The organism is Arthrobacter sp. N199823 (assembly GCF_002929705.1).
Lineage (GTDB): Bacteria > Actinomycetota > Actinomycetes > Actinomycetales > Micrococcaceae > Specibacter.
On record NZ_PJIN01000002.1, the window covers coordinates 574,459 to 590,508 of the forward strand.

At 61.4% G+C, this 16,050-nt stretch carries 14 protein-coding genes and 1 other RNA gene; 9 read left to right on the forward strand and 6 right to left on the reverse strand.

Annotated elements, in window-relative coordinates; all coding sequences use genetic code 11:
• The first annotated feature begins 83 nt into the window (after positions 1 to 83).
• From CXQ93_RS06510 to gndA, 4 genes are all read left to right on the forward strand, one after another.
• The gene (locus CXQ93_RS06510) at positions 84 to 1,013 is read left to right on the forward strand and encodes an NAD(P)-dependent oxidoreductase (RefSeq protein WP_104109598.1); all 930 of its coding nucleotides are present in this window, start codon (positions 84 to 86) and stop codon (positions 1,011 to 1,013) included.
• A gap of 163 nt (positions 1,014 to 1,176) precedes the next feature.
• Positions 1,177 to 1,947, forward strand: a complete 771-nt coding sequence (locus tag CXQ93_RS06515; RefSeq protein ID WP_104109599.1) for an SDR family oxidoreductase — start codon at positions 1,177 to 1,179, stop codon at positions 1,945 to 1,947.
• Positions 1,948 to 3,006 carry an L-idonate 5-dehydrogenase gene (locus tag CXQ93_RS06520; RefSeq protein WP_104109600.1) on the forward strand — a complete coding sequence of 353 codons (1,059 nt, stop codon included), beginning with the start codon at positions 1,948 to 1,950 and terminating at the stop codon, positions 3,004 to 3,006.
• A gap of 139 nt (positions 3,007 to 3,145) precedes the next feature.
• The gene (gene gndA / locus CXQ93_RS06525) at positions 3,146 to 4,597 is read left to right on the forward strand and encodes an NADP-dependent phosphogluconate dehydrogenase (RefSeq protein WP_104109601.1); all 1,452 of its coding nucleotides are present in this window, start codon (positions 3,146 to 3,148) and stop codon (positions 4,595 to 4,597) included.
• 276 nt (positions 4,598 to 4,873) lie between these two features.
• Here the strand turns inward: gndA and epsC are convergent, their stop codons facing one another.
• The 3 genes from epsC to msrA form a co-directional block, all read right to left on the reverse strand.
• Positions 4,874 to 5,461, reverse strand: coding sequence for a serine O-acetyltransferase EpsC (gene epsC, locus CXQ93_RS06530; RefSeq protein ID WP_104109602.1), 588 nt, complete (start codon positions 5,459 to 5,461; stop codon positions 4,874 to 4,876).
• 229 nt (positions 5,462 to 5,690) lie between these two features.
• Positions 5,691 to 6,626 (reverse strand): cysteine synthase A, encoded by a 936-nt coding sequence (gene cysK, locus CXQ93_RS06535; RefSeq protein WP_104109603.1) that lies wholly within the window; start codon positions 6,624 to 6,626, stop codon positions 5,691 to 5,693.
• A gap of 103 nt (positions 6,627 to 6,729) precedes the next feature.
• Positions 6,730 to 7,254 carry a peptide-methionine (S)-S-oxide reductase MsrA gene (msrA, locus tag CXQ93_RS06540; RefSeq protein ID WP_104109771.1) on the reverse strand — a complete coding sequence of 175 codons (525 nt, stop codon included), beginning with the start codon at positions 7,252 to 7,254 and terminating at the stop codon, positions 6,730 to 6,732.
• Between the two features lie 387 nt (positions 7,255 to 7,641).
• Between msrA and CXQ93_RS06545 the strand changes: the two genes are divergently transcribed.
• A complete protein-coding gene (locus CXQ93_RS06545; RefSeq protein WP_258068679.1) occupies positions 7,642 to 8,493 on the forward strand; it encodes a Nif3-like dinuclear metal center hexameric protein in 852 nt (283 codons plus the stop codon).
• A gap of 52 nt (positions 8,494 to 8,545) precedes the next feature.
• Complete coding sequence (locus CXQ93_RS06550; protein ID WP_062287672.1) at positions 8,546 to 9,283, forward strand: zinc ribbon domain-containing protein; 738 nt, start codon at positions 8,546 to 8,548, stop codon at positions 9,281 to 9,283.
• Positions 9,284 to 9,368: 85 nt separating this feature from the next.
• Here the strand turns inward: CXQ93_RS06550 and CXQ93_RS06555 are convergent, their stop codons facing one another.
• Complete coding sequence (locus CXQ93_RS06555) at positions 9,369 to 10,133, reverse strand: YaaA family protein (RefSeq protein WP_104109605.1); 765 nt, start codon at positions 10,131 to 10,133, stop codon at positions 9,369 to 9,371.
• A gap of 256 nt (positions 10,134 to 10,389) precedes the next feature.
• Between CXQ93_RS06555 and CXQ93_RS06560 the strand changes: the two genes are divergently transcribed.
• From CXQ93_RS06560 to CXQ93_RS06570, 3 genes are all read left to right on the forward strand, one after another.
• Positions 10,390 to 11,865, forward strand: a complete 1,476-nt coding sequence (locus CXQ93_RS06560; protein ID WP_104109772.1) for a glyceraldehyde-3-phosphate dehydrogenase — start codon at positions 10,390 to 10,392, stop codon at positions 11,863 to 11,865.
• Positions 11,866 to 11,999: 134 nt separating this feature from the next.
• Positions 12,000 to 12,380: RNase P RNA component class A (gene rnpB / locus CXQ93_RS06565), an RNA gene on the forward strand.
• 164 nt (positions 12,381 to 12,544) lie between these two features.
• Positions 12,545 to 13,345 carry an HNH endonuclease family protein gene (locus CXQ93_RS06570; RefSeq protein ID WP_104109606.1) on the forward strand — a complete coding sequence of 267 codons (801 nt, stop codon included), beginning with the start codon at positions 12,545 to 12,547 and terminating at the stop codon, positions 13,343 to 13,345.
• Between the two features lie 55 nt (positions 13,346 to 13,400).
• On the opposite strand, the gene CXQ93_RS06575 is transcribed toward CXQ93_RS06570, so the two are convergent.
• Both CXQ93_RS06575 and CXQ93_RS06580 read right to left on the reverse strand, forming a co-directional pair.
• The gene (locus tag CXQ93_RS06575; protein WP_104109607.1) at positions 13,401 to 15,005 is read right to left on the reverse strand and encodes a peptide chain release factor 3; all 1,605 of its coding nucleotides are present in this window, start codon (positions 15,003 to 15,005) and stop codon (positions 13,401 to 13,403) included.
• Between the two features lie 140 nt (positions 15,006 to 15,145).
• On the reverse strand, positions 15,146 to 16,006 hold the full coding sequence (locus CXQ93_RS06580; protein ID WP_104109608.1) for an acyltransferase domain-containing protein: 861 nt from the start codon (positions 16,004 to 16,006) through the stop codon (positions 15,146 to 15,148).
• Positions 16,007 to 16,050 lie beyond the last annotated feature (44 nt).

Below are 16,050 nucleotides of genomic sequence, written 5' to 3' on the forward strand. Positions count from 1 at the left end.
TGAATTGCGGATAGAATACTGAACAAATGTGGCGATGAGTCACTTTAGGAACCAAACCACAAAGTTGTGAGGACTGGTGTTCAATGACGCAAACCACTGATTCCCCCCGGCAGGCCCCGCCCGCCATTGGCTTTGTAGGCCTGGGCCACATGGGTGCGCCCATGGCAGTCAATCTGCTCCGCGCGGACTGGGACGTGACGGCGTGGAACCGTTCGGCTGCAGCGCTCGAATCGCTCGCCGCACACGGCGCCCGGACCGCTTCCAGTGTGGCCGAGTTGCGGGACGCCAGTGTCATCATCTTCATGCTCCCGGACTTGGGCTTCATCGAAGAGGCCGCGGAGCCGCTGCTTGCAGCGTGGCAGGAGACGCCCCCGGAGCCGGGAACTGTGGTGGTGGTCATGAGCAGTGTCTCCCCTCAGGCGGTCCAAGGTTTTGGCGCCCGTGTAGCGGCGGCCTCCGGAGGCAGGGCTTCCGTCATTGACGCCCCCGTCAGTGGAGGTACGGTATGGGCTGAAAAGGGCACCCTGGCCATCATGGCCGGAGGAGACGCTGCCGACTTTGAGCGCATCTCCCCAGTTCTGGACAGCATGGGCACCACAGTGCGCCTCTTGGGCCCGCTGGGCAGCGGATCCCTGGCCAAAGCCTGCAATCAGCTGTTGGTGGGAACCACCATGGCAGCCCTCGCTGAAGCGGCGGAGCTCGCCGAATCCTCAGGCATGGATGTTTCTGCGCTCTTTGAGGTGTTGTCCGGTGGTCTGGCCGGCAGCAACGTCTTGCGGCTCGGTGGGCCGAGGATTGCGGCCAAGGACTACACTCCTACCGGCCCAGCGAAGTTCATGCACAAGGATCTGGGATTCGTGCTGGAAAGTGCCGCAGCCGTTGGTTCCGCGACCCCCATGGCCAGTGCCGGATACGCACTGTACGGGACCCTGAAAGATCAAGGGCTGGGGGAGCAGGACCTGACAGTGGTGCGGGAAACCATCGCGCGGCTCGGTGCCGGGAGCAAGCCTTAGCTGCAGTAAGCACCACTTGGGTGACTTGGGTGACTTGGGTGCCGGTGACCCGCGCGCGGTGACCACCGCTTCGGTGACTCGTGCGCCGTCGTACTTTTGAAGCCTGAAACCCATGAGGGCCAGAAAACTATTAAGGCCAGAGCGCCATTAAGGGACAGAATTGATGAGTGGATTGTTTGATTTGACAGGCCGAGTGGCTCTGGTGACAGGGTCCAGCCGGGGGATTGGAAACTCTCTGGCCCGTGGGCTGGCGGAGGCAGGGGCCACGGTGGTGCTCAACGGGCTGAACGAGGAACGCCTGGCTGCTGCCGAGGTGGCCATGGCAGCGGACTTCGCTCCGGGGCAGATTCGCTCGCTGGCGTTTGACGTCACTAGCGATGTGGCGGCCGCTGAAGGCATTGCGTGGATCGAGGCCAACGTGGGGCCGCTGGAGATTCTGGTCAACAACGCCGGGATCCAGCACCGAGTTCCGTTGCTTGAGCTAGATGTCAAGGACTGGGACCGGGTCATCAGCACGGATTTGACGAGCGCCTTCCTCGTGGGTCGCGAAGCCGCCCGCGGCATGCTGGCACGCGGACACGGAAAAATCATCAACATTTGCTCCGTGCAGACAGATCTGGCCCGCCCCACCATCGCTGCGTACACCGCGGCCAAGGGTGGACTGCGAAACCTGACCCGCGCCATGACGGCTGAATGGGCCAGCGGCGGCCTGCAGATCAATGGCATTGCGCCCGGATACATTCACACCGAGATGACGCAAAACCTGGTCGATGACGAGACGTTCAACTCCTGGATCTTGGGCCGCACCCCTGCCAACCGATGGGGGACCGTGCAGGATCTGGTGGGGCCAGCCGTCTGGTTGTCCTCCGACGCCTCCAACTTTGTCAACGGACAGACCATCTTCATCGATGGCGGCATGACGGTGGTGGTCTAAATGGCGATCGAAGAACTCCCGCTTCCCGTGAGTGCTGCAGCCGTTGTGGTTCACGGCAAGGACGATCTGCGGATTGACCAGGTGCCGTTGCGTGAACCGCGTGCCGACGAGGCCGTCATTGAAATTGCCTACGGCGGCATCTGCGGCTCTGATCTGCACTACTGGCTGCACGGAGCTGCCGGGGAATCCATTTTGAAGGACCCCATGGTGCTGGGCCACGAGGTGGTTGGTGTCGTGGCCCGTGCGGCTGCGGATGGCACCGGGCCCGAGGTCGGAACCCCCGTTGCCGTTCACCCGGCCACTCCGGGCCCGGGTGCGGCGAGGTATCCGGCGGATCGACCTAATCTTTCCCCGGGCTGCACGTATCTGGGGAGCGCAGCACGTCATCCGCACACGGATGGTGCGTTCTTGCGCTACGCAAATCTGCCCACTCGCATGTTGCGGGTGCTGCCGGAATCCTTGCCGTTGCGGTTGGCTGCCTTGATTGAACCGGCCAGCGTGGCCTGGCATGGCGTCTCTCGCGCTGGCGATGTGCGTGGAAAATCGGTGCTTGTGGTGGGCTGTGGCCCCATCGGAACTCTCGCTATTGCCGTTCTCAAGCGCGCCGGGGCTAGCCATATCACGGCTGTCGATATGCATCAGTTGCCGTTGGACATTGCTGCTTCCGTGGGTGCGGATGTGGTGTTGCTGGCTCCCGAAGCCGAGAGAATTGCCGCGATCGAGGCCGATGTGGTGATTGAATCCTCCGGGAATCATTTTGGTTTGGGGACGGCCATCAACGGCGCAACGCGCGGTGGTCGAGTTGTTATGGTGGGCTTGCTCCCATCTGGTGTGCAACCGGTTGCCATCTCGCTGGCGATTACTCGGGAGCTTGAGCTCCTAGGGTCATTCCGCTTCAATGAAGAAATTGCCGAGGTGATTGCCGCTCTGGCCGACGGTTCGCTGTTTGTGGAACCCGTGATTACGCATGAATTCGCACTCAACGACGCCTTGGTGGCATTTGATATGGCTAAGAATTCGGCTCAGTCAGGGAAAGTTCTGCTCAACTTCGCTGATTGATTTTGATTTTTGGCATCCGATTGCCAAGTTTCCCGTGTAGCTTCTGTAATGTTACGTATCCAAATCATGGGACGAGCTGGGGAACGGCTGGCAATACCGATAAGCTGTAGCTAACCACGCAATTCACTCTGGAGGTAGTATGTCTGCACAAACTGGCACTGCACAGATCGGTGTCACAGGTCTGGCCGTCATGGGCGCGAACCTGGCACGCAACTTGGCTCGCAACGGATTCACCGTTGCGCTGCACAACCGCTCGGTCGCCAAGACCGACGCCCTGCTCGAAGCCCACGGCAGCGAAGGCGAATTCGTTCGCACGGAGACTCTGGCCGAGCTCGTTGATTCCTTGGAGAAGCCGCGCCGCGTGCTCATCATGGTCAAGGCCGGTGGCCCCGTTGACTCCGTCATCGACCAGCTCGTTCCACTCATGGAAGCTGGCGACATCATCATCGATGGCGGCAACTCGCACTACCAGGACACTCGCCGCCGCGAAGCTGCCCTGGCCGAGAAGGACCTCCACTTTGTAGGCGTTGGCGTTTCCGGTGGTGAGGAAGGTGCTCTCCTGGGCCCGTCCATCATGCCTGGTGGCTCCAAAGAATCCTACGATGCTCTTGGCCCGCTGCTGGAAAAGATTTCCGCGAAGGTTGATGGCCAGCCCTGCTGCGCTTGGATCGGCACCGATGGCGCCGGCCACTTCGTCAAGATGGTTCACAACGGCATCGAATATGCCGACATGCAAGTTATTGGTGAAGCGTTCGACCTCCTCCGCAGCGCCGCAGGCATCGAGCCGGCCGAGCAGGCAGAGATCTTCGGCAAGTGGAACGAAGGCCAGCTGGCCTCCTTCCTGATCGAAATCACAGCAGAAGTTCTGGGCCACGTTGACGCCAAGACCGGCAAGCCGCTGGTTGATGTCATCGTTGACTCCGCTGGCCAGAAGGGCACGGGCCGCTGGACGGTTCAGTCCGGCCTGGATCTGGGTTCACCCATCTCCGCCATCGCCGAGTCTGTTTTTGCTCGCGGCCTCTCCTCACAGCGCGATCAGCGCGCCATCGGCCAGGAAGTTCTGGCCGGGCACGAGGTTGCTGTTGAACTGGGCGCCGACTTCGTCGAAGACGTGCGTCAGGCACTCTACGCTTCCAAGCTCATCAGCTACGCACAGGGCATCGACATGCTCACCAGCGCAGCTACCGAGTACAACTGGGATCTGAAGCTGGACGAGATCGCTTCGCTGTGGCGTGGTGGTTGCATCATCCGTGCCGAGCTCCTCAAGGACATCACCAAGGCCTACGCAGCCGAGGACAAGCCGGCCAACCTGCTGTTCGCTCCGGCGTTCCAGGCTGAAATTGCCGAGGTTCTCCCGGCCTGGCGTCGCGTGGTTTCCACCGCCGTCCAGCTGGGTATCCCCGTGCCGGTCTTCTCCTCCTCACTGGCTTACTACGACGGCCTACGCCGCCCGCGCCTGCCAGCCGCACTGACCCAGGGTCTGCGCGACCTCTTCGGCGCTCACACCTACAGCCGTGTTGATGAAGAAGGAACCTTCCACACACAGTGGAGCGGCGACAAGTCCGAGATCAGCGCAGTAGACACACACTAGTCCCCAGGCTCTCCCCGTTATCAGCTCGCTAGGCGAGCAGATAACGGGGCCCCTCGCGGTTGTGGGCCCATTCAGTTTGGTGTTCTCGGGTGCGTGGGCCCATTCGGTTTGTGGGGCAACTTGCTTGAGTACGACGGCGGCCGGTGACCTTCCGAAAGGAAGGTCACCGGCCGCCGTCGTACTCTGCCTGCTACCACTGCTCGCAAGTCCCCAGCCGCTCCCACTGCTCGCAAGCTTGCAGCGGGAACCTCGCGGGCGTGGACCCACAGGGAAGAACTAGATCCACATGGCTGGGTCAATGTATTCGGCCGGGTCCACGGCAGGGGCCATTTCCTTGCTGGCGTCCCGATGCCGGATGGTGGCCGGGATGCCGGTGAGGATGGACGAGGCGGGCGCGTCCTTGACGACGACGGCGTTGGCACCAACTGCGGAGTCGTCGCCAATGAAGATGGGGCCCAAAATCTTGGCGCCGGCACCAATGGTGACGCGGTTGCCGATGGTGGGGTGACGCTTGGTTTTGGCCAGTGAACGCCCGCCCAGGGTGACGCCGTGGTAGATCATGACGTCGTCGCCAATTTCGCTGGTCTCGCCAATGACCACGCCCATACCGTGGTCAATGAAGAACCGTTTGCCGATGGTGGCGCCCGGGTGAATTTCAATGCCGGTGGCGAAACGGGTGAGCTGCGAGAGTACCCTGGCTGGGAAGCGCAGGGCAGGGTTGGCCCACATAGTGTGGGTGAGTCGGTGTATCCAAATGGCATGGAGGCCGGAGTAGACGAACAAGTTCTCCATGGATCCCCGGGCCGCCGGATCATGCGAGCGTGCAGAGTCGAGGTCTTCACGTATTCTGCCGAAAAATCCCACAGACTTCTTTCAGTTGATCGCCGTGATTCTCTCACGGCGGAGGTTGCAAGGTGCTTGGTCCAGATACCAGAAGACCCGCACCTCTGACATAGCGTCAGCGATGCGGGAAACATTCCGGCGAACCACAATGTGGACTCCTGGGCCCATGCCCCCGAGATCGAGGGCCCATAACTCCCAGGGCCCCTTGGGTTTGCTCGCTTGCGAGCTCAACCAAGGGAGGAGTTGGGGACTAGCCCCGGATGTCGTCGTAGAGTGCGGTTGAAATGTAGCGTTCACCGAAATCGCAGACAACGGCAACGATTAATTTACCAGCGTTCTCCGGGCGTTTGGCCAGTTCGAGTGCTGCCCATACGATGGCGCCGGATGAAATGCCGCCCAAGATGCCTTCGCGTGCACCCAAATCGCGGGCAACCCGGATTGAATCCTCAATTGTGGCATCAAGGACCTCGTCGTAAATGTCGCGGTCAAGGATCTCTGGAATAAAGTTAGCGCCCAAGCCCTGGATCTTGTGTGGTCCTGGGGCGCCGCCGTTGAGGATGGCTGAGTCTTTGGGTTCGACCGCCACAATCTGCACACTGGGCTTACGTTCCTTGAGTACCTGCCCGACGCCGGTGATGGTTCCACCAGTGCCCACCCCAGCGACGAATATGTCAACGGCACCGTCTGTGTCATCCCAAACTTCCATCGCAGTGGTGCGGCGGTGGATCTCGGGATTGGCGACGTTGGCGAACTGCTGGGCCCAGATGGCGTTCTCCGTGGTGGCGACAATTTCCTTCGCCTTCTCAACGGCGCCGCGCATGCCCTCGGAGCCCGGAGTCAAAACAATTTCAGCACCGTAGGCACGCAGCATGACGCGGCGTTCGGTAGACATGGTTTCCGGCATGGTCAAGATGACCTTGTAGCCGCGTGCAGCCCCCACCATGGCCAGCGCGATACCGGTGTTACCAGAAGTACCTTCGACGATGGTTCCACCGGCCTTGAGCTCGCCTGAGGCCTCGGCGGCATCAACAATGGCGACACCGATCCGGTCCTTAACGCTGTTGGCTGGGTTGTAGAATTCCAGCTTCACAGCGACCGTGGCACCAAGGCCCTCGGTCAGGCGGTTCAGGCGCACCAACGGGGTGCCGCCAACCAGCTGGGTGACATTGTCATAAATACGTGCCATGAGTGGTCCTTAATCTGTCTGTGAAGCGAAGGGATGCGTGCGGTCACCAAAGAACGACCACGCTGAACTTAGTCGTCAGCGTATCGAGTCGCTATGTACTGTTCTAGGCGGTGAGCCACTTCGCGTAATGTTTTCTAACTTTAGAGATTTTAGGGTTGATAATGACCTGGCAATAGCCAACCTCTGGCCGCTGAGCGTAGAAATCCTGGTGGTACTGCTCCGCGGCATAGGAAACGCCTAGCGGTGACACCTCGGTGACGATGGGATCAGCCCACAGCGGTTGGTTCCGCTCAATGGCAGCCCGGAACTCCGCTTCCTCGTCCTCGTTGCTGTAGTACATGACCGAGCGGTACTGGGTGCCGGTGTCGTACCCTTGGCGGTTCAAGGTGGTGGGGTCATGCTGGACAAAGAACATGTCCAAAATGACGTCCGCCGGGATGATGTTCTCGTCAAAGGTGACAGCAACAACTTCGGCGTGGCCGGTCATTCCTGTGCAAATTTGCTCATAAGTAGGGTTGGGCAGGGAGCCGCCGGTATACCCGGATACCACCGATTCCACGCCGCGGGTCATCTGATACACGGCATCAAGGCACCAAAAGCAGCCGCCGCCTAATACAAAAGTCCTCATAGTCATTTATAAGTCATTGTGGGCCCCGATGATTCCCTGACGGCGAATGTGTGCTCTATAGCTCCTGCCCGCAAGTAAGGTAGGAACATGAGCAAGGAACCAACTTTTCCCACGTCCGACGCCGGAAGTGCTGCAGGTGCCCACGGCCCCGACACTCCGGAACTGTCGGGTGTTGGCGCAGACGCCGCTTTTTCTGCCGCGGAAACCTCTGACCAGGGTGGCTCCGCTGATCAGGCTCACGATGACGCTGGCTTGATCGGTGACGATGAAGGTGGCACGGACGTTCTGGAATCGGAAGAAGACGTCACCTTCGAAGCTTTCGTCACGAGGCTTGAGGCTGTGCCCGACACCGGGCTCGTGGGGGAGTCGGACCAAGATGTTGAGCCGGTGAACTCTTTGCAGGCCCCCGTCTTGTCCGATGTCCTCCTCGCTGTAGAAGAACTGTGGCCGGAATCCCTCGCCGAGGAATGGGACCGCGTGGGTCTCGTGGTGGGGCGCCCCGACGCTGAGATTAGCCGCATCATGTTTGCCGTAGACCCCACACTTGAAGTCATTGACGAGGCGCTGGAATGGGGAGCGCAGCTGCTCATTACCCACCACCCGCTGCTCCTCAAGGGCGTTAATTCCGTGGCCGCCACTACGGGCAAGGGCCGAGCCATTCACAGCCTGATTGAGGGTGGCTGCGCTCTGTTGACGGTCCACACCAACGGTGACAGCGCCGTGGGGGGCGTCTCCGACGTTCTGGCTGACATCCTGAAACTGGACGATGTCCTGCCGCTTATGCCAGCACGCAATGGACTGGCTGAAGAAGGAATTGGCCGGGTGGGGTTCCTGCCCAATCCTGAGAAGCTCGGTGACCTGGCTGCCAAGGTTTTCCTTACTCTGCCCGCAGTGGCCGGGGGCGTGCGCGTCTCTGGCGAGAAGGACGCGCTAGTTCGCAAAGTTGCTGTCTGTGGCGGCGCCGGCGATAGCCTCTTTGATGCTGTACGAGCCAGCGACGCCGATGTGTTTGTCACTGCCGATCTGCGCCACCACCCGGCCTCCGAGGCCCGTGAGGCGCGACTTGATGGACGGCCCTACCTGATTGATCTTTCCCACTTTGCCAGCGAATGGTTGTGGCTGCCCAATGCCATGGTGGCTCTGGGCAACGTACTCGGTGACCAAGGGTTTGCTGCAGAATTGGCGCTGAGCCAGACCAATACCGATCCGTGGGACTTTATTCTTACTCCCGGGAACTAGCGCCTAAACTTAAGTACATATCGCATCACCTTGATGCAGCAGGAGGAGTTACATGGCTAAGGCAGCACCGGCCGAGCAAATGCGTTTGCTCGAGGTTCAGGTATTGGACGGCAAATTGCGGGCACTTGATGTTCAGGCAAAGGCGTTGAAGGAAGACCCCAGGTTGCCGGATCTCCATGCAGGAGTCACGGTAGCGAAGAGCGATCAGGTGGTTCTGGACACGGCCGTCAGCGACGCTCAGCGGGCGCTGACCAAGTCTGAAGATGATGTTGCCGCCGTTGTGGCACGGATTGAGCGCGACGAGGCCAAGCTGAACAGCGGCACCGGCCTGTCCAAGGACCTCATGGCGTTGCAGAGCGAAATTGAATCGCTGACGCGGCGCCGCAGTGAACTTGAAGACGTTGAACTCGAAGCCATGGAAGCCTTCGAGTCGGCAACGGCTAAAGCTCAGGCCGAACGTGATCTGGTGACCCAGATGCAGAGCGTCCTTGACGAAGTTCTGGATGAGGTGCGCAGCAAGCTCGGCGGGCTCAAGATGGAACGCGATGCCATTCTGGCAGAACGTGCCGAGTTGGCGGCTACCTTTGAGCCTGCACTCATGGCCATCTACGACCGTTCGCTGGCCAAGTACGGCGTGGGCGCAGCGCGCCTGTTCCACGGCAAGTCCGAAGGTTCCGGCATGCACATTAGCGCCGGTGACTTGGCTGAGATCAAGAAGGCCAGCCCCGAAACCATCGTGATGTGCCCGGATTCCGGTGCCATCCTGGTCCGCTCGGAGGAGTGGAGCTAGCCAGCTCGAGAGCTAGCGAAAGGCTGCGGCCGGCCCGGCATTTGCCAGGGCCAGCCGCAGCCTTTCTTGTTAACCGTCTAAGCGGTTAGTCATTCAGGATGATGTTCAAGGTGTGTGCCTTGCGCGGGGTGCCTGGCACGAGTTCCACGATCCATCGTTCCGCGGCCGCCTTCGCCAACTGGGCCGGGGTCTCCGGCGCCTTACCGCGGCGGGTCAGCAGGTGCCGGGCCAGTTCCCCACGGGTGTGCTTGGCGAAGTGTGAGACGACTTTGCGGACGCCGTCGCGCTCGGTGAAGACATTGACCGCCACCGTCCGGGCTGGATCTGGAACCCACGCCGCGGCATATGTGCTGGAACGGCAATCCACCAGCAGATGGTTCTCCGAGTGATCCGCCAGGGCCGCGGCCAGTTGTGGTTTCCAGTAGCTGGCCAGCTTGCCCACCCCGGGCAGACCGACCGACATGGAGAGCCTGTAGGCGGGAATGCTGTCGGCAAAGCCCACGGCTCCCCACAGCCCCGAGACAACAACAACAGCGGCATCGGCCTTGCGCTTTTGCGCGGGGGTCAGGCTGGGGTAGCCCAGGGCATCGAACAGCACGCCCGTGTAGATGCTGTGGGCGGGGGCGGCGGGCTCGTGGGCCAGCCGGGTGTTGCGGCTGACCTCGTGGACCAGTGTTGCTCCCACACCCAATTGACTGAGGGCATCGTCCTGCCCGGACACCTCGGCCAGAGCCGCGGCAACCCGTTGCCGCGCCTCGGTGAGGGACGGGAAACTGAGCGCGGCCAGATCAACCGGGGATCCGGCGTCGGGCGGGGTCTTACCTTCAGAGGGGGGAAGCAAAATTAGCACCGTTCGAGCCTACAGCTACGGTGAACCCCACGTGTCAGCTCCGCCCCTTCCTCGAAAGGTGAGTAGTTGGCAATCCTGGGCGTAAACATTGCCATCTACTCACCTTTCGCGGGGGAGGATCGCGAAAAAGTTAGACCGGTCTAGTGAGTGCGCTCACTGAACTCGCCGGTAATAGCCGCCCCCTGCGACACTAGAAAATGCTTGAACCAAGGGTGTTTCAAGCTGAAAGAGGGTAAGTACAGTGGTGCAAGAACTCGTGGCAAACAACTCCGATGCCGTCCTGGATTCCTGGATTGGACGCGAGACCATGGCAGAGGCCATGATTCCGCTCATCGGCAAGCTGTATCGGGACAACAATGTCCTGACCAACATTCACGGCCGGTCATTGATCAACCAATCGGTCATCAGTCTGTTGAAGGCTCACCGCTTTGCCCGTCAGATCGACGAGGTTGAACTTCCCCTGGAAGAGACCCTGCCGCTATTGCGGGCTCTGGTAACCCTGGAACTGGGTGCCGCATCGCTGGATCTGGCCCGCTTGAACGCCGGCTTCAAAGCCTCGGATGACGAGTCTCTGGAAACGTTCCTGCGCACCGAGCTGGCCGACGTCGTTGACCGTTTCGGCGCCGACGAACGCACTAGCACCGATGTGGTCCTCTACGGCTTTGGCCGCATCGGCCGCCTGCTAGCCCGCATCCTCATTGAACACTCCGGCGGCGGCCACGGTCTGCGACTGCGCGCCATCGTGGTCCGCAGCGGCGGCGACATGGACCTGACCAAGCGTGCCAGCCTGCTCCGCCGTGACTCCGTCCACGGCCCGTTCAACGGCACCATTACCGTGGACCACGAGAACAACATCATCCAGGCCAACGGCACCGCCATCCAGGTCATTTACTCGGACAGCCCGGCCACTATTGACTACACGAGCTTCGGCATCAACAACGCCCTGGTCGTGGATAACACGGGCCGCTGGCGTGACGAGGAAGGCTTGTCGCAGCACCTGTTGAGCACGGGCGTGGCTCGTGTTCTGCTGACAGCTCCGGGCAAGGGCTCGCTGAAGAACGTGGTGCACGGGATCAACCACGGCACCATCACGGCAGAGGACAAGATTGTCACCGCCGCTTCCTGCACCACGAACGCCATCACCCCGGTCCTGAAGGTCCTCAATGACAAGTACGGCATTGTGCACGGCCACGTGGAGACCGTGCACTCCTTCACGAATGACCAGAACCTGACGGACAACTTCCACAAGGGAGACCGTCGCGGACGTTCGGCAGCGCTGAACATGGTGCTGACCGAAACTGGTGCCGCCAAGGCTGTGGCCAAGGCCCTGCCCGAGCTCGAGGGCAAGCTGACCGGCAACTCCATCCGCGTCCCCACCCCCAACGTGTCGATGGCAATCCTGAACCTGACGTTGGAAAACGCCACCACCAAGGATGAGGTCAACACCTACCTGCGCGAGGTGTCGCTGCACTCGGGACTGCGCAAGCAGATCGACTTCATTGATTCCCCGGAAGTGGTCTCCAGCGACTTCGTGGGCTCGCGCCGGGCCGGAATTGTGGATGGCCTGGCCACCATCAGCACCAACAAAAACCTGGTCCTCTACGTTTGGTACGACAACGAGTTCGGCTACAGCTGCCAGGTAGTGCGCGTCATGGAGGAAATGGCAGGGGTTCACCCGCGCCCCTTCCCCTCCCTGGACGCGTCCGCTGTGCCAGCCACCGCGCAGGTTTAGCCGAGGCAGCCAACTCAGGCTCCGGCGTCGGACATCAATGGTCGACGCCGGATAGCCGCCTTTGCGCCAGAGCTCACCAAAGGCGCGATTCTGTCGAGTGAGCGTGGACGAATCGACTAGACTTAGTCACTGGATAGGGCAGCTAGGCAACCGCGCGTCACGCAAGTGGCTCGAGGAACGTCCGGGCTCCACAGAACAGGGTGGTGGGTAACGCCCACTCGGGGTAACCCGCAGGACAGTGCCACAGAGAATAGACCGCCTGCACGGCTTCGTACTGGAGCAGGTAAGGGTGAAACGGTGGTGTAAGAGACCACCAGTTCCCTAGGTGACTAGGGAAGCTAGGTAAACCCCACCCGGAGCAAGGCCAGACAGGGCATGATTGAGGGCTGTTCGCCCGAGTGCCTGGGTAGGCTGCTAGAGGGCGTCGGCAACGGCGTTCGTAGATGGATGGTTGCCTCTCTGCCGCGGGTAACTGCGGCGGATGACAAAACCCGGCGTAACGGCTGCCCTATCCAATTAACTCGTGATATTCCCCGTGAATCTGCGGATTTTGCGCCTGTGGATAACCCGGCGCATGGAGTTCACTTTCTCCCTAGACTTAAACCCATCATGATTCACCGTTTCCGGAACAACCAACAGGTGGGTCAGATCCTAAGACGGGTCAGGGGCGGGGTGGTTGATGTCACGGCATGCGCAAGCGCCCCCTGCGCGCCCGCTGCGCCCAGCGCGCCCGCCCCTTGCCGCTACTGCCTTATTGCTGGTTCTGGTGGCAGTGGTCTTGACTGGCTGGCTGCACACCTCCGGCCGCTGGCCTTTTACGCCCGACGCCGGTCCGCCGCCTAGCCTGGCCTCCTCACCTCCCGGTTTGGGGCAGCCCGTCATTGTGGTGGGCACCGGAACGGCCCTGGCCCTCTTGGATACTCTTGTTGTGAAGGGCAAATCGCCTGGCAATGACTACCAGCGCAGTGCCTTTGGCGAGGCGTGGTTGGATGCCGACGCCAACGGCTGCGACACCCGCAACGACATCCTGCGTCGGGACATGAGCAACTCGGCCTTCACGGCCGGATCCGGGTGCTTGCTGGCCTCAGGAACGTTGGCCGAGCCCTACACCGGGAGTGAAGTTTCATTTCAGCGCGGCAAGGACAGCAGCGAGGCCGTACAAATCGACCACGTGGTGGCTCTGGGCAACGCCTGGAAAACGGGCGCCGCCGCGCTGACGCCCGTGCAGCGCCAGAGTCTGGCCAATGACCCGTTGAACCTGCTTGCCGTGGATGGACAGGCAAACCAGGACAAGTCCGACGGCGATGCCGCCACGTGGCTGCCCCCGTCGAAAAAGTTCCGGTGTCATTATGTGGCCCGGCAGATTTCCGTCAAGGTGGCCTACCAGCTCTGGGTCACCCCTGCTGAAAAGGCCGCCATGCAGCGCGTGCTGGGACTGTGCCCGCAACAAAAAAGCCTGCCCTCCGGCTACCTCCCGTAGGGGGAGGCTGCGTGAGGGCAGGCTCTTTTGGATCCGCGAGGGAATCGCTGCGGTGCTACATCTTGGTGCCGATCTCGGTCAGCGGCAGCTCCGGGTGGTTCTTTTCCACGCGGCGCATGGCCCAAATGTCATTGAACAGGGCCAGGAATTCACCGTCGCTGCGCTCCAGCACCTCAGCGCCGTGGACATTGGCCAGCACGGCTGTGGCGTCCGCCGTCGTCAATCTGGCGAGGGAGTAGGGGAGGCGTTCCAGACGCATGGGGGCGTTGAAATCGTGGTGCATCCTGTCATCCACCACCTCAAACTGCATGGGTCCGACGGCGGCCAGCACCGGCGCCTGGTCTCCGCGCAGATCCGAGCGGAGCACCTGGATGACGCCTTCGTGTTCGAGCTGTTCGATCCCGCGGCGGAACTGCTTGTACTTGCTGGGGTCCTTAGAGCGGGCCACCTGGAAGTGTTCCGGGGCGAACAGCGGGATGGCCGGGTATTCCACTGACTCCTCGACGAACAAGGAATCGCCCACGCGCAGCGCCGAGGCGTTGACAAGGCCCACCACGTCACCGGGGAAAGCAGTGTCGATAACCTCCCGATCGCGGCCAAAAACCTGCTGCGCATACTTGGTGGCGAAGGACTTGCCGGTGCGGGTCTGAGTGACCACCATGCCGCGCTCAAACATGCCCGAGCAGACACGGACAAACGCCACATGGTCACGGTGCGCCTGGTTCATGCCCGCCTGAACCTTGAAGACAAATCCGGAGAACGGGGCGTCAATGGGGCGGGCGCTGCCATCGACATCGGGGCGGGGCGCGGGCGGCGGGGCAAAGTCCACCAGTGTGTCCAAAATCTGCTTGACACCAAAGTTCAGCGCCGCCGAGGAGAACAGCAGGGGAGTAGCCTTGCCGGCGTAAAACGCCTCCAGATCCAGGGGCGCGTCTTCGTCGATGACCAAGGACGCCTCATCGATGGAATCGCTCCACGCGACCCCTTCAGATGCGGCAGCCTCTTCGGGTGTCAGGATCTCGGTCAGTGCAATCTGCGCTCCGGAGCTGTTGCGAGCAAACTTCGCGAACTCGTTGCGGCGTACATCCCACACGCCACGGAAGTCACCGGCAATGCCAATGGCCCACGTCAGCGGCATCGGTGTCAGACCCGTGCGCTCGGTGATCTCATCCATGAGCTCCAGCGGGTCAAGTCCCGGACGGTCCCACTTGTTGATCACTGTGATGATGGGCAGGTTGCGCTGGCGGCAGACCTCGAACAACTTCATGGTCTGAGTTTCCAGACCCTTACCGGCATCTACGAGCATGACGGCGCAGTCCACGGCTGCCAGCACGCGGTACGTGTCCTCGGAGAAGTCGGCGTGGCCGGGGGTGTCCAGCAAGTTGATGACGGTGTCGCGGTAGGAGAACTGCAGCGCCGCTGAGCTGATCGAGATACCGCGGTCCTTCTCCATCTGTTGCCAGTCCGAGATGGTGTCCTTACGGTTCGACTTGCCGTTCGTCGCGCCAGCCGTGCCGATGACCTTCGCATGCAGGGCCAGGGCTTCGGTCAGCGTGGACTTACCGGCATCCGGGTGCGAGATGACGGCGAACGTTCTGCGACGCTCCGCCTGGCCGGAAATTTCGGTGGCGCGGGCGGGGGACTGGGCCGGAGAGGACACAAGACTACTTTCTAGCGATAAAGAATTTGTTCAGGCAACGTAAAGAGGGCGCAATGATCTAGTTTACCGTAGCCTGCGGCTGTCTTTGGTGGCAGGCACGACGGCGGCTCCCGCGGCTGGGCGCGCGTGCTCACCGCTGGCTAGACGGGCAGTGTGAGGCTGCCGAAGCCCAGCTGCCAAGCACCTCCGGCATCGATGCGGTTCAGGACAATCTGTTGCAACGCCGTCGTCCGGGGGAGGGCAGCCAAGTTCTCCATACTGCGTGTGCGGAAGGTGAAGTACACGGCGTCGGTGGGTTCGTTGTGGGGTTCGCCGTACGGGGTGAAGCGGGCGGCGAATTTGGCGATATTGGAGGAGGGGGCCAGGTGTGCCGATAGGTAGGGGTCCAGCAGCCAGGACTCGCAATTGGCGGTGCGGACGGGCTTCTCTGGAAAGTGTTCGGCAAAGAACGGGGCTGCCAGCGCCAGGCTGTGGGCCACCGCCTCCGCGGACAAACCACCGTCCTCGGGAATATGAATACCCAGAATCCACTCGTCCGGGGAAACGCCAGGAATTTGCGCAGCGGGCTGGTGGATCAGGTACTGCAAACGGCCCAGCTGGTAGATCCTGCCAGAGAAAACATGGTTGAGCCACTTGTACGTGTCCATGCCAAACCGCTGGTGGACACGGCGGTTGATGGCCATCTGACGGCCAAAATCAGCCAAGGTGGCCCGGGACGTCGCCTCCGGGATGCCCCGTTCGCTGTGCCAGGCCACGATCTCGGGGGCAAAGTGCAGCATGGCTGTGAGCCAGTCGAACTCGGTGACGGGGGCTGCGGGGCTGCCCAACGCGGGGTTTGAGTCATCGGTGCTGCCCAGACGAGCCGACAGATGAGCCAAAACGTGTTCCACGGCCGGGGTGACCGGAGCCTGAAGCAAGCCCAAAGCATCGGGGCGATCCTCCGGGGAAATGTTCAGGTAATCAAGTGTCTGTTCTGGGCTCATGGAAGTGCGCAAGGTCATAAGCCCAGCCTAGCGACCCTGCGGCTTTGCTCCTGAGCGTGGTT

Excerpts from the sequence above, each read along its gene's own strand:
- cysK (WP_104109603.1), bottom strand. The coding sequence starts at position 6,626 with ATGGCACGTATTTATGACAATGTCACCCAGCTGGTTGGCGGCACCCCG.
- CXQ93_RS06520 (WP_104109600.1), top strand. The coding sequence starts at position 1,948 with ATGGCGATCGAAGAACTCCCGCTTCCCGTGAGTGCTGCAGCCGTTGTG.
- CXQ93_RS06510 (WP_104109598.1), top strand. The coding sequence starts at position 84 with ATGACGCAAACCACTGATTCCCCCCGGCAGGCCCCGCCCGCCATTGGC.
- CXQ93_RS06580 (WP_104109608.1), bottom strand. The coding sequence starts at position 16,006 with ATGACCTTGCGCACTTCCATGAGCCCAGAACAGACACTTGATTACCTG.
- CXQ93_RS06550 (WP_062287672.1), top strand. The coding sequence starts at position 8,546 with ATGGCTAAGGCAGCACCGGCCGAGCAAATGCGTTTGCTCGAGGTTCAG.
- gndA (WP_104109601.1), top strand. The coding sequence starts at position 3,146 with ATGTCTGCACAAACTGGCACTGCACAGATCGGTGTCACAGGTCTGGCC.
- CXQ93_RS06515 (WP_104109599.1), top strand. The coding sequence starts at position 1,177 with ATGAGTGGATTGTTTGATTTGACAGGCCGAGTGGCTCTGGTGACAGGG.
- CXQ93_RS06570 (WP_104109606.1), top strand. The coding sequence starts at position 12,545 with ATGTCACGGCATGCGCAAGCGCCCCCTGCGCGCCCGCTGCGCCCAGCG.
- msrA (WP_104109771.1), bottom strand. The coding sequence starts at position 7,254 with ATGAGGACTTTTGTATTAGGCGGCGGCTGCTTTTGGTGCCTTGATGCC.